The sequence below is a fragment of the Acinetobacter sp. WY4 genome, assembly GCF_018438165.1.
Taxonomy (GTDB): Bacteria; Pseudomonadota; Gammaproteobacteria; order Pseudomonadales; family Moraxellaceae; genus Acinetobacter.
Genome location: NZ_CP053947.1, coordinates 1,262,684 through 1,275,067 on the forward strand (window position 1 = coordinate 1,262,684; position 12,384 = coordinate 1,275,067).

Annotated in this window: 13 protein-coding genes and 1 pseudogene; 2 read left to right on the top strand and 12 right to left on the bottom strand. The window is 44.6% G+C overall.

Translation table 11 applies throughout. The annotated features are described in order from the left end of the window. Positions 1-48 precede the first annotated feature (48 nt). A pseudogene (locus G4D73_RS05990) lies at positions 49-411 on the top strand (transposase domain-containing protein); the annotation flags it as partial. Positions 412-585: 174 nt separating this feature from the next. On the opposite strand, the gene G4D73_RS05995 reads toward G4D73_RS05990, so the two are convergent. Then, the gene (locus G4D73_RS05995; RefSeq protein WP_004280760.1) at positions 586-1,347 is read right to left on the bottom strand and encodes a ferredoxin--NADP reductase; all 762 of its coding nucleotides are present in this window, start codon (positions 1,345-1,347) and stop codon (positions 586-588) included. Positions 1,348-1,432: 85 nt separating this feature from the next. Between G4D73_RS05995 and gigC the strand changes: the two genes are divergently transcribed. Then, positions 1,433-2,311, top strand: coding sequence for a LysR family transcriptional regulator GigC (gigC, locus tag G4D73_RS06000; RefSeq protein ID WP_004280761.1), 879 nt, complete (start codon positions 1,433-1,435; stop codon positions 2,309-2,311). A gap of 38 nt (positions 2,312-2,349) precedes the next feature. On the opposite strand, the gene G4D73_RS06005 is transcribed toward gigC, so the two are convergent. From G4D73_RS06005 to nuoH, 11 genes are all read right to left on the bottom strand, one after another. After that, entirely contained in the window at positions 2,350-3,072 is a 723-nt protein-coding gene (locus G4D73_RS06005) for a cold shock domain-containing protein (RefSeq protein WP_213687595.1), read from the bottom strand. 162 nt (positions 3,073-3,234) lie between these two features. Then, entirely contained in the window at positions 3,235-3,594 is a 360-nt protein-coding gene (locus tag G4D73_RS06010; RefSeq protein WP_180086387.1) for a hypothetical protein, read from the bottom strand. A gap of 192 nt (positions 3,595-3,786) precedes the next feature. Continuing rightward, positions 3,787-4,080 (bottom strand): cold shock domain-containing protein, encoded by a 294-nt coding sequence (locus tag G4D73_RS06015; RefSeq protein WP_004732065.1) that lies wholly within the window; start codon positions 4,078-4,080, stop codon positions 3,787-3,789. An 84-nt stretch (positions 4,081-4,164) separates the two neighbouring features. Beyond that, positions 4,165-4,800, bottom strand: coding sequence for a uracil phosphoribosyltransferase (upp, locus tag G4D73_RS06020; protein ID WP_004280765.1), 636 nt, complete (start codon positions 4,798-4,800; stop codon positions 4,165-4,167). Positions 4,801-4,923: 123 nt separating this feature from the next. Then, positions 4,924-6,468, bottom strand: coding sequence for an NADH-quinone oxidoreductase subunit NuoN (nuoN, locus tag G4D73_RS06025; RefSeq protein ID WP_004645875.1), 1,545 nt, complete (start codon positions 6,466-6,468; stop codon positions 4,924-4,926). Between the two features lie 3 nt (positions 6,469-6,471). Next, the gene (nuoM, locus tag G4D73_RS06030) at positions 6,472-8,085 is read right to left on the bottom strand and encodes an NADH-quinone oxidoreductase subunit M (protein WP_004280767.1); all 1,614 of its coding nucleotides are present in this window, start codon (positions 8,083-8,085) and stop codon (positions 6,472-6,474) included. Between the two features lies 1 nt (position 8,086). After that, positions 8,087-9,982, bottom strand: coding sequence for an NADH-quinone oxidoreductase subunit L (gene nuoL / locus G4D73_RS06035; RefSeq protein ID WP_213687596.1), 1,896 nt, complete (start codon positions 9,980-9,982; stop codon positions 8,087-8,089). Further along, positions 9,979-10,287 carry an NADH-quinone oxidoreductase subunit NuoK gene (gene nuoK, locus G4D73_RS06040; protein ID WP_004280769.1) on the bottom strand — a complete coding sequence of 103 codons (309 nt, stop codon included), beginning with the start codon at positions 10,285-10,287 and terminating at the stop codon, positions 9,979-9,981. The genes nuoL and nuoK overlap by 4 nt, the downstream gene beginning before the upstream one ends. Further along, on the bottom strand, positions 10,287-10,805 hold the full coding sequence (gene nuoJ, locus G4D73_RS06045; protein ID WP_171054322.1) for an NADH-quinone oxidoreductase subunit J: 519 nt from the start codon (positions 10,803-10,805) through the stop codon (positions 10,287-10,289). Before nuoJ ends, nuoK begins: the two co-directional genes overlap by 1 nt. Beyond that, the gene (gene nuoI / locus G4D73_RS06050) at positions 10,805-11,347 is read right to left on the bottom strand and encodes an NADH-quinone oxidoreductase subunit NuoI (RefSeq protein ID WP_004280771.1); all 543 of its coding nucleotides are present in this window, start codon (positions 11,345-11,347) and stop codon (positions 10,805-10,807) included. The genes nuoJ and nuoI overlap by 1 nt, the downstream gene beginning before the upstream one ends. A gap of 18 nt (positions 11,348-11,365) precedes the next feature. Next, positions 11,366-12,382 carry an NADH-quinone oxidoreductase subunit NuoH gene (gene nuoH, locus G4D73_RS06055; protein ID WP_004280772.1) on the bottom strand — a complete coding sequence of 339 codons (1,017 nt, stop codon included), beginning with the start codon at positions 12,380-12,382 and terminating at the stop codon, positions 11,366-11,368. Between the last annotated feature and the right edge of the window lie 2 nt (positions 12,383-12,384).

Here is a 12,384-nt window from a genome sequence, read left to right on the forward strand (position 1 = left end):
TGGAATTCATTAGAGAATCCGATGTCAGGTTTGGCATCGGATTTTTTTATGGTATTTCAGCAGGATATTTTAGATCTTAACAATCTGTTTAAGCTCTCGAATCTGAGTACTTTTATTCACAATATCCCCGTTGAGTGGGTCAAGTCCACACTTAGGTTGAGCAGTCCCGCGACTATTCGCAGGCGGTGCTTGCCTGCGGATCAGGTACTTTGGCTGGTTCTTGGAATGGCGATTTTCCGTGATGTCCTCATCCATGAAGCAGCAAGAAGACTCAATATTTGCACTCAGTGGTTAGCCTCTTATGACTTGCTGACGCGCATTAGTCTAACCAATACACGTAAACATCTTGGTGCAGATTCTGTGGAGTGGCTATTTCACCAGACCGATCAGCACTGGGGACAAGAGCATTATCCGGCTGGGCTGTCGGAACTTAGACAGGGATAGGTAGTTTGTTTTAGAGAGGCCTACAAGGCTTCGGAGAGTCAAAATGTTAAAAAACCGTTATCCCTTAGATCACAATGCCGCTCCTGTTAAAGGAACCGCATTGCCTTCAAGCAGGGGGTTTTGCTCATAAATCCTTCAACCTTACCAGTAATTCTCGACTGCAATATTGCCTTCACCACGGCGGTTCATGGTCAGGCCACGGGCTTTTAAAGCTTCTTTGGTATCATCGACCATATCCGGGTTACCACAAAGCATGACATGCGTCGTTTCCGGATTAAACGCGATACCTGCTGCCTTTTCCAGCTCACCATTGGCAATCAAAATCGGTAAACGGTCGTGCAAAGGTGCATCAGGCTCACGGGTAATAATCGGGATAAACTTAAAACCGGTATGTCCTTCACCAAAGGTCTCGGCGATTTCCTGAATCCGGTCTACATAAGCGAGTTCTGCCCGGGTGCGCACACTATAAACCAGATTGATTTTTTCGTATTTGCTCCAGGTTTCAAAGTCTTGCAACATGCAAATAAACGGTGCCAGCCCCGTACCGGTACCCAGTAACCATAGATCTTTAGGCAAAGGCAATTGATAACGTGCCAGAGTCAGATAACCATAAGGAATTTTTTCCAGATGCAGCTCATCCCCGACTTTGAGGTGCTGTAAATTGGAAGTAAATTTACCTTCTGGAACGACAATCGAGAAAAACTCCAGAGTTTCATCAAAAGGAGAGGACACTACCGAATAGGCACGAACCACCAGTTCATCCCCCACTTGCAAACCAATACGCGCAAACTGCCCTGCGGTAAACTTAAAATGTGCCGGGCGTGTCATCGTAAAACTAAATAATGTATTGGTCCAACGGTGTACAGATAAAACTTTTTCTCGGGTAAATTTTTCAATTGACATGATTTCAACGTGGCATGAAAGACTGTGCTCATGGTAGCATGGCAACATAATTTATTAATATTTTTTAAATGTTAAGGCTCTACTCATGCGCATGACTTTACGCCAATTGGCTGTTTTTGTAGCAGTGGCACAAGAGGGTACCGTAACGAAGGCTAGCGATGCCGTCAAGCTTACACAAAGTGCGGCTAGTATGGCTTTAGCAGATCTGGAAGATGGTCTGGGTGCTCCACTATTTGACCGTCTAGGCAAACGTTTACAGCTAAATGACCTGGGGCGCTTTCTTCTCCCTCAAGCCCTGGAAATTTTAGGCCGCTGTGAATCTTTTGAACAAGTCGCTAAAGGTGAGCTTCAAAGTATCGATTTACGTTTGGGTGCAACCCTGACGATTTCAGATTACCTGATTCCCGACCTGATGGCCGATTTCCTGAAAATCAAGCCGCAAGCACATTTACAGCTTCAAGTCGGTAATACCCGTCAAATGATTGAAGCGGTGAATCAGTTCCAGCTGGATCTTGCCTTAATTGAAGGTTCCTGTCATCTACCACAGCTACAATGTATCCATTGGCGTGATGATGAGCTGGCCGTGTGCTGTGCGCCAGACCATCCTCTTGCGCAATTGAACCGTGAACTAACCGCTGAAGATTTCAAATCTGTTGAATGGATTTTGCGTGAAGAAGGTTCAGGTACCCGTGAGGTGTTTGACAATGCCATCTTGAAAGATGTGCCAGATGCCAATATCCGTCTGACACTCGGTCATAATGAAGCGATTTTAAAAATTGTAGCGGGCGGAATTGGCATGTCCTGTATTTCCAAACTTGCAATTGAGCCTTTACGTGAAAAAGGTCAACTGGTGATTCTAGATACACCATTCTGGTCACTGACTCGTCCTCTGTTTATGCTGGTACATCGCCAGAAATATCAGGGTCCAGGTCTAAGAGCCTTTATGAATTTTTGTGAAAGCTAAAATATTAAAAGCACCTTAAGGTGCTTTTTTATGATTCATCAAAACTGACTTTCACATGGTATCCCATCGCCGTCACCATCCATTTTAGTATTCGGACAGTTACGAATAAAAAATAATGCTTCCTCATAAGAACCCATCTGACCACAGTGTTCTCGACCATCGCATTTAAATTGAGATACAGATGGTGCAGCCGTTTCTGAAGTTTTCGGATTAACGGGGTTACTTTGGCTTCTTAACTCAGTGCCGCGATTTTCCAGGTTCTTCCTGCCCTGCTCAGATAATCCTTGCATAGGTAGATCACCTTGCGCTGCTCGTTGCTCAGCGACAATTCGTTGCTGCTCTACCATCAGTCTTTCCAGCTTTTGCTGTTTTTGAATTTGGTAGCTTTGATATTTGTTATAAACAAGACCAGCAAGAATCACAATAATCACCAGTCCTGATAGTGTGATTATTTTTGATGTAGTTGATGATTTTTTCTTTTCATAACGTAGAGAAGCTCTGGTTTCAGTATCTCCATGTAGATCATTGTTTTGTGTAACAGGAACTTCTTGCTTAATATCCAAGCGAATAATATGGTTTGCCTTAAACTTTCCATTATCTTCCACAATCAAAAACTTTAATTTTTCCCCCATTTTTGGCGGAATATTTTTATTGGGAAAGTCTTTGACATGGAAAAATAAATCTTTGGATTGCCCTTCGATCTGAATAAAACCAAAACCACGATCTTCGTTATAGGTTTTGATTTTCCCCTCTTGAAACATAATTCGCTCTTATCTTTAATATTTTTTATGATTGTAATCAAAAAGAGACTGAAAATCTTTTGTAAAATTCTCTAAAGTAGAAACATAAAAACTAGAAGTGCATCTTATGGCGGAAGAATAAATCCCTAGTTAAAAGTAAAAAAATAAAATTTCTGTTTTTATTTATACTTCGCCAAAAATCATAAAACCAACAGCTGATGCCAATGCCAGCCATAGGGTCGGACTAAAGAAAAGTGAATTACGTACAGGAACACCGACTGTGGGTGCCAAGGATTGCAAGGCGACGACTTCTGGCACAAATTCATCCTGCACTTTAATATCCAGACGTACCATGTTGTCTAATTTCATGCTGCCTTGTTGGGGAATGATTCTAAATTTAAGCCGCTCTCCAATTTGTGGTTCAATTTCAGGCGAAGGTAAATCCTGTAACTCGAAACTTAAATCTTGAGCTTCTCCTATCAACTCCAAAGTACCCATACCACGTTCGGAATCGTAAGTTTTAATTTTTCCATCCGTAAACATGACACTTTTCTCTATAGAATTCATTTAATTTGTATTCTAAGCCAACGGAAATGTTCAGCATTGTTGCTGTTTGGTGGATTTTTTATGTGCTGTCTGTCTCTTTGAATATCTAAACGGTGGCACTATAAAAAAGAGGCTCGAAAGCCTCTTTTTAAATGTGACTAAACACGATTTAAGTATGAAGATTATCCATTAACCACGGAAGTTATTTAACAATGCCGATGTAATTGATTTATTGTGTGTCGCCACTTTGGTTTTTTTAGCTTTCTTTGAGTTGTCTTCGACACGTTCAATCTTAATCGCTTTGTACTTATCGCCATTTTCAACAACATTAAATTTTACGCGTTCATTACGTTTTGGCTCGCCTTCTGCCGCAGGGAAGTCTGAAATATGGAAGAATACATCTCCCTCAGCGCAGCCAATAAAACCGAAACCTTTGGCAGGGTCATACTGTTTGATTTTGCCCTGATACAATTCATCTTTCATGCTATTGTCCTATCCTGAAAATGCCCTGTCTACATTATATAAAAAAGAGGCTGTAGTAGCCCCTTTTTTCATCATATTCAAAAATTAGTCTTTTTGAACTGAACCAAAGATTTTATCGCCAGCATCGCCAAGACCTGGAACGATATAACCATTTTCATTTAAGCCATTATCGATAGAAGCAGTAAAAATCACCACATCCGGATGCGTAGCTTCTACACGCTTAATGCCTTCTGGTGCAGCAACCAGAACCATCACACGAATATCTTTACAGCCGCTGGCTTTCAGTACATCAATGGCAGCCACTAAAGAAGAACCAGTCGCCAACATTGGATCAATGATCATCGCGATACGGTTTTGTACGTCTGGAACCAGTTTTTTATAATAGGTACGTGCTTCCAGAGTTTCTTCATCACGCTCTAAACCAAGTACTGATACTTTTGCACTTGGAATCAGGTTCAGGAAACCGTCGAGCATGCCAATACCGGCACGTAGAATTGGTACAACGGTGATTTTTTTTCCCGCAATACGGTCAACTGTAACAGCACCATTCCAGCCATCAATATCATGTTCAACCATTGGCAGGTCTTTAGTTGCTTCATAAGTTAGAAGCATGGTCACTTCTTGAGCTAACTCACGGAAATTCTTGGTACTGATATCTGCACGACGGAGTAAACCAAGCTTATGTCGAATGAGTGGATGACGGATTTCATGGATTGCCACGGGAGAACACCTAAAAGGTTAAAGATAAATTTCCGCTATTATAAAGGCTTTTATTGATTTGTATAAATAAAAAAGCCCCCAATCATGGAGGCTTTTTTGTAATAACGTCAATCTTTGCAGATATTAGTTAAAACCACTTTGAACCAAAGTGAAAATAAACTGTTGCAATTCTGGTGACATAGCAAAGAATGCATATTTAGATACTGCAATCACCGGATCTGGGTAGACACCGATCACAAGTACCGCAAGCGCAGCAAGAAGCACCATGATACCGCCCACTTTTTGACCCCAATGATTCACCGCATCTAGACGTGGTGTTTCAGGTGGTGTCATGTAAAGCACAACCATCACACGCAGGTAGTAGTACAGACCGATACCAGAACCTAGAATCACCATTGCAGTCAGGAACCAGGCTTCGCCTGCAACCGCAGTTTTAATCACCAGGAACTTACCGATAAAGCCGGCAGTTAAAGGAATACCTGCAAGAGACAGCATCATCACCGTCAATACAGCAGTCAATACTGGACGGCGCCAGAACAAACCACGGTATTCAGCCAGACTACCCGCTTCATCCGTATTGTTATACGGACTAGACATTAGCGTAACGACACCGAACGCACCGATCGTGGTTAATACATAAGTAATCACGTAGACGTTTACACTTTCAAAAGTCGCGAAACCTTGAACCTGTAAGAAATCCGTATTACGTGAACTGACGATGGCAACCAGCAAATAACCAAAGTGTGCAATTGAAGAGTATGCCAGGATACGTTTCAAGTTCACTTGGCGAACCGCCAGCAAGTTACCTGCAAGGATAGACAGAACCGCAATAATCGAAATGATGGTGACGAAGCTGTCTGCCAGGATTAGGCCCGAAGACAACGCATAACGAACAAACAGACCAATCATGGCTACTTTCGCAACAGTCGCAAGGAAAGTCGCGATTGGCGCTGGTGCACCAGCGTATACGTCTGGTGTCCATTTGTGGAATGGTGCCAGCGATAATTTAAATGCTACTGCAAATACAATTAAAGCCAGACCAATCACGACAGCCGGTTGACTGAATACGGTAAACAGTTTGCCTGGTTCAGCAACGAAACTTAAAGTACCTGTATATGCATAAATATATGCCATACCCATTAACAGCATTGCAGACGCAGTTGCTGAAAGCACTAGATATTTCACACCCGCTTCAAGCGATTGAGAACGTTGATGTGTATATGCCAACAAGCCATATACAGGAATCGACATCAACTCAAGGCTGATAAAGAATGATGCATAGTGTGAGCTAGCCACCATTAGCATGGCACCCGCAACGGATGTCAGCATCAGGATATATAACTCTTCACGGTTATCTTTATAGGTTTCGATATACGCGTGAGATAGCGTTGCACATGCAAGTGCAGCAATCAGGATCACAAACTGGTACAGCATCGTAAATGGATCTACGATGAACAGATTCATCACGTTGGCAGGTGCAAACACGCCTGCCAACAAAACGAAAATGATATAGAACGCAGCAAGGTTTAAACCAATCACCGTGGTGGTAGCCACCAAGTTATGGTTACGCTTGATTGCGGTCAGCAACATCACGACGATCGCAGTTAACGACACGATCATCACAGGTGCTAGAGGCATAAGCTCAGAAAAAGACATTGTGAAGTTCATGGCTTATTGGATCTCCACATTTTCAAGTTGAGTCGTTACTTGATCAGCAACTTCAACCACTTCTTGAACTGGAATGTAGCTATTCGCTAACCACGCCATGCTTGAGTTAGAAACGTCAAGGAAGCTTTGTGGATATAGACCAAGCCAAAGTAGACCAAACGCACAGATCAACAATAATGCGATTTCACGTGCATTTAGATCTTTTAATGGATTTGTATAGTGCTGCTGTTGTGCTTCATTTGGTACACCAAACAGGGCTTTGTGAATCAGGATCAAACCGTACAAACCCGCAAATACCAAGCTGATTGCCGCAAGAATGGTAAACGCCGGAAATTTCGCATAAGCACCCATCAGGATCAGGAACTCACCAATGAAGTTACCTAGACCTGGAATACCAACCAACGCCGCAACGAAGAACATCAGGAAGAATGCAAGATACGGGAATTGACCACGCATACCACCCATCAAACGCATATCACGCGTATGCACACGCTCATATACCTGACCACACATAATGAACAGTGCAGCAGATGAAATACCATGTGCCAACATCATGATCATCAGACCTTGGAAGGTCAGGATGTTACCTGCGTAGATCGCAAGTAAAACGAAGCCCATGTGTGAAATAGAGGTATAAGCCAACAGGCGTTTCATGTCGGTTTGCTGGAAAGCACACCAAGCACCGTAGAAAATACCGATTAAACCAAGAATGATTGCGAAGTCTGCAAACTGTGCAGACGCTGCCGGGAAGAACGGAATCACGAAACGTAATAAACCGTACGCCGCAGTCTTAATCAAGATACCTGCAAGATCGACAGAACCCGCTGTTGGTGCTTGCGCATGCGCATCTGGTAACCAGCCGTGTAATGGGAAAACTGGAAGTTTTACCGCAAAACCGATGAATAAACAGATCATGAATGCATAAGCCACCGCTGGCGCCTGAGCGTCAAGCGTATTCGCCACACCTAATAGATAGTTGTAGTCGAAACGGATTTCGCCAGTCATGGTATAGCCCACAGTCACCAGACCAAGGATACCAATCAGCATCACCAAACCGGCAACCTGCGTGTAAATGAAGAACTTGTTAGCTGCATAAACACGTGACTTGCCTTCTGCCCCTTTATGACCCCAAAGGGCAATCAGGAAGTAGATCGGTACCAGCATCATCTCCCAGAAGAAGAAGAACAGGAATAAGTCAATCGCCAGAAACACACCGATGACACCACCTAAAGACCATAAAAGGTTCAAGTGGAAGAAACCAACGTTCTTTTGAATCTCGCCCCATGAACAGCCTACTGCCAATACACCCAGGAGTGCAGTCAAGCCAACCATAAGAAGTGATAAACCATCCACTGCTAAGTGAATGTTAATGCCCAAGGTTTGAATCCAAGGCAATTTGAATTCGGCAGCCCACGAAGGTGTAGCACCGCCTAATTCATAGTTGTAAGTACCAGTCTGCCAAAGGACTATGGTCAAGACCAAGGTCACCAGCATACCGATCAGCGCGATATAACGCGGCAAGTGTTGGTCGAGTTTATCGACCAACCAGCATATGAAACCTGCAATGAACGGAATGAGGATCAGAGCCGGCAAAATAATATTGTTTGGAGCTTCCATTTTATTTCCCCACGACCTGAATCACGATCAAGATCATCAGTAGGACAACGACACCGAGCCCCATACTAGATGCATATTCACGCAGTGAACCGGTTTGACGTGAACTTGTAAAGCTGTGACCACCTTTAACAAGTGCAGGAAGTACCAGCCATAGGCCATCAATTGGATCACGACCAAAGATCTTCGCGAACATTAAATATGGCTTCACGAAAATGAGGTCATACAGCGTATCGAAACCTAATGCGTTACGGCAGATGTTGACCAGGCCAGCACCTACAGAAGTGGCTGCAAAACGTTTGACTGCATTGTAAGCAAAAGCGAACAGCACGACACCGACTGCAAGACCTGTTAAAGCAACAGCGATTGCGATGTATTCAGCACCATGTGCACCTGCTTCAAGCGCTTCAGGAATAATGAAGGCTGGAATTTGGGCTGCATCCAGAATGCTCATTACCGGTGCTTTCAGGACGATCGCCAGACCTGTTGAAAGTACAGCAAGAATCGCCAGTGGCGCCCAGTAAGTTGCACCTTTGATTTCGTGATAAGGCGTATTTTCTTTGCCGAAGAATACAACCCAGATTAAACGGAATGTATAAATAGACGTTAAGAATGCACCTGCAACACCCACCCAGTACAGCGTGTTATACACTGGTAAACCAGCAATATGACTTTGCGTCCAGACTGCAGCAAGAATCGCATCTTTTGAGAAGAAACCAATCGTCAGGAATGGAATCGCTGCCAATGCACCGCCACCAATCGCGAAACATGCAAACAGGAATTTGTTCTTGTAGAACAGACCGCCCATCTTGAAGATGTTTTGTTCGTGATGGTAAGCCAGAATCACCGCACCAGACGACAAGAACAATAATGCCTTGAAGAATGCGTGAGTCAGCATATGGAACAGACCTGCCTGGTATGCTTCAGCACCTACCGCCATAAACATATAACCGAGCTGACTCATGGTTGAGTATGCCAGAATACGTTTGATGTCGGTTTGAACCAGTGCAGCAAAACCAGCCACAAGCAAAGTCACCGCACCTGTGATCGAAATAAATACCATCACTTCTGGCGCAAGTTCAAAGACTGCGAACAGGCGGCAGCACAGGTAAACACCCGCTGTTACCATCGTTGCAGCATGGATCAATGCAGAAACAGGTGTCGGACCTGCCATCGCATCGGCTAACCATGTTTGTAACGGGATCTGTGCAGATTTACCCGCCGCACCCAAGAACAATAACAATGCTGTCCAGATGGTCAGAGATGAACTTTGCGTCATTACAGTCGCTGCATTTTCAACGATGTACTGAATATTCAAGGTACCGAATTGCTGGAAGATCAGGAACATGGCAATCAGCAGGAATACGTCACCGATACGGGTCACGGTAAATGCCTTAATTGCCGCCAGACCGTTTGCAGGGTTCTGGTAGTAATAACCAATCAACAGGTATGAACACAGACCTACGCCTTCCCAACCCAGGAATAACAACGCCAGGTTGTCACCCAATACAAGCAATAACATGCTTGCAACGAACAGGTTGAAGTAAGAGAAGAAACGTGCGAAGTCTTCTTCACCTCGCATATACCATGATGCAAAGATGTGAATCAAGAAACCCACGCCTGTCACCATGCCCAGCATCAATAAAGACAAGCCATCCAGCTGCAAGCTGATGCCCGGAGCAAAACCGCCAACACTGAACCAAGTCCAAAGATGTTGTACTACTGCAGTTGAACCATTGTTAACAAAGTCCACACCTGCAATCAGTGCGAACAGTGCAGATAAACCGACTGCACCGACACCAATCATTGCTGCAACAGATTCCGGAAGCTTGTTACGCCCCGCCGCTAACAGGACAAAACCAATGAGCGGAAATAAAATTGTTAGATATAAATAACTCATCCGCGCATCTCACTAGCAGCATCCACATCCAGGTGATGGAAGCGATGATAGAACTGAAGGACGATCGCAAGACCAATACAAGCCTCTGCCGCAGCAAGCGTCAGGATCAGGATAAACATGATCTGACCATCTGGCTGTGCCCATGCACTGCCCGCCAGTACGAACGCTAAAGCAGCAGCGTTCATCATGATTTCAAGGCTCATTAAAATAAATAGTAGGTTGCGTCGCACCATTACACCGTAAAAACCCAGTGCAAAGAGAATAGATGCAACGATCAAACCATGCTCTAAAGGGATGTTGCCCATTATTCTTTTTCCTCTTCTGCATCTGGTTCACGTTTACCCAAATGGAATGCAGCTACCAAGGCAGCAAGCAATAACATCGCGGCAACTTCAACCAACAACAAGTATTGCGTAAAGAGTGCTTGACCCACTGCTTTCGGGCCCACCATTTCTGTACCCATTACCAGTGAAGCTTGTGTGTAATCAGAGTTTAATACCCATACCAGTACCAAACCGATCAGGAAGCTCATCAACGCCGGATAAGCCCAAGCCGATGAAGTCAACCATTTTCGTTCTTGTTCAACGGTCTGCTCACCCAGGTTCAGCATCATCACCACGAACACGAACAACACCATGATCGCGCCCGCATAAACGATCACTTCCAGCGCACCAGCGAATGGTGCACCGACGATCAGGAACATGCCTGCGACTGCAAGCAATGACACGATCAGGCTTAATAAAGCATGTACCGGATTCGCGTTAGTCACCACGCGAACCGTAGAAACAATGGCCACGAGGGCCATTAAATAAAATGGCCACATCATGGTAATAGACTCCGTACATCAACAGGTGCACTTTCACGCTGTGCTTGACCTTTGTCCTTGCCTGCAACTGCCATACCGGTTACACGGTAGAAGTTATAATCAGGATATTTACCAGGACCAGAAATCAGCAGGTGTTCTTTTTCATAGACCAAGTCCTGACGAACATATTCGCCAAGCTCGAAGTCCGGGGTCATCTGAATCGCAGTGGTTGGACACGCTTCTTCACACATACCGCAGAAAATACAACGCGAGAAGTTGATACGGAAAAATTCCGGATACCAGCGACCATCTTCACGTTCTGCTTTTTGTAGTGAAATACAGCCTACCGGACAGGCAACCGCACACAGGTTACATGCCACACAGCGTTCTTCGCCATCAGGGTCGCGTGTCAATACGATACGACCACGGAAGCGTGGTGGCACGATTTCTTCGGCCGGCACTTCCGGATATAAAATGGTGTCACGTTTACGTGTTGCGTGGCTGAACACCATCCACAACGAACGAACGATTGACCCGAATCCAGCTAGAAATTTAAACATTTTGTTCTCCCTGCTGTCTTAGGCCTGATTCATCAGAATCACAGCACCAGTTACCAAAAGGTTAACCAACGCCAATGGCAAGCAAATTTTCCAACCAAAGTTCATTACCTGGTCATAACGTGGACGCATTAAAGAACCACGCGCCAGTACAAACATCATTACAAAGAATGCTGTTTTGATAATGAACCAGAATGCTGCTGGAAGGAACGGAATATCAAGGTTGAATGGCGCAAGCCAGCCACCGAAGAATAAAGTCACGATCAATGCAGAGATCAGTACCACGTTGACGTATTCCGCAACGAAGAACATCCCCCATTTCATACCGCCGTATTCGACATGGTAACCTTCTGCCAGTTCCTGTTCTGCTTCTGGTTGGTCAAATGGGTGACGATGCGTTACCGCCACACCTGCAACCACGAAGATCAAGAAACCTAGGAACTGAGGAATCACAAACCAGACATCTTTTTGCGCTTCAACGATTTCACGCATGTTGAATGAACCGGCAATTGCCACCACACCCATCAACGAGATACCCAAGAACACTTCATACGAAATGGTTTGAGCTGCAGAACGTAAACCGCCCAGTAAGGCATATTTGTTGTTTGATGACCAGCCACCGAACAGGACTGCATAAACTGCAATACCCGCCATTGCCATAAAGAACAACAGGCCGATGTTCATGTCTGCTACACCTAAATAAGGTGATACAGGAATAACCATGAACGATAGCACCGCAGTTGCCATCGCAACTGCTGGCGCCATACGGAACGTCAATTTGTCAGCAAATTTTGGTGTCCAGTCTTCCTTGAACATGATTTTCAGCATGTCGGCAACAATCTGGAACATACCGCCCGGACCAACACGGTTCGGACCGTAACGGTCTTGCCACAAGCCGAGTAAACGACGTTCAATAAAAGACATCAACGCAGCGATCAGTACTACAACCAGCAAGATCACAATCGCTTGAATGACTGAATAGGCAATTGGCCAGTTTTCAGCCCACAGCGGCGTTTGACGGATTAATTCTTGTTCCATGA

Coding starts and splice junctions, on each gene's coding strand:
- G4D73_RS05995 (WP_004280760.1), bottom strand. CDS start 1,347: ATGTCAATTGAAAAATTTACCCGAGAAAAAGTTTTATCTGTACACCGT.
- gigC (WP_004280761.1), top strand. CDS start 1,433: ATGCGCATGACTTTACGCCAATTGGCTGTTTTTGTAGCAGTGGCACAA.
- G4D73_RS06005 (WP_213687595.1), bottom strand. CDS start 3,072: ATGTTTCAAGAGGGGAAAATCAAAACCTATAACGAAGATCGTGGTTTT.
- G4D73_RS06010 (WP_180086387.1), bottom strand. CDS start 3,594: ATGTTTACGGATGGAAAAATTAAAACTTACGATTCCGAACGTGGTATG.
- G4D73_RS06015 (WP_004732065.1), bottom strand. CDS start 4,080: ATGAAAGATGAATTGTATCAGGGCAAAATCAAACAGTATGACCCTGCC.
- nuoN (WP_004645875.1), bottom strand. CDS start 6,468: ATGAACTTCACAATGTCTTTTTCTGAGCTTATGCCTCTAGCACCTGTG.
- nuoM (WP_004280767.1), bottom strand. CDS start 8,085: ATGGAAGCTCCAAACAATATTATTTTGCCGGCTCTGATCCTCATTCCG.
- nuoL (WP_213687596.1), bottom strand. CDS start 9,982: ATGAGTTATTTATATCTAACAATTTTATTTCCGCTCATTGGTTTTGTC.
- nuoK (WP_004280769.1), bottom strand. CDS start 10,287: ATGGGCAACATCCCTTTAGAGCATGGTTTGATCGTTGCATCTATTCTC.
- nuoJ (WP_171054322.1), bottom strand. CDS start 10,805: ATGTGGCCATTTTATTTAATGGCCCTCGTGGCCATTGTTTCTACGGTT.
- nuoI (WP_004280771.1), bottom strand. CDS start 11,347: ATGTTTAAATTTCTAGCTGGATTCGGGTCAATCGTTCGTTCGTTGTGG.
- nuoH (WP_004280772.1), bottom strand. CDS start 12,382: ATGGAACAAGAATTAATCCGTCAAACGCCGCTGTGGGCTGAAAACTGG.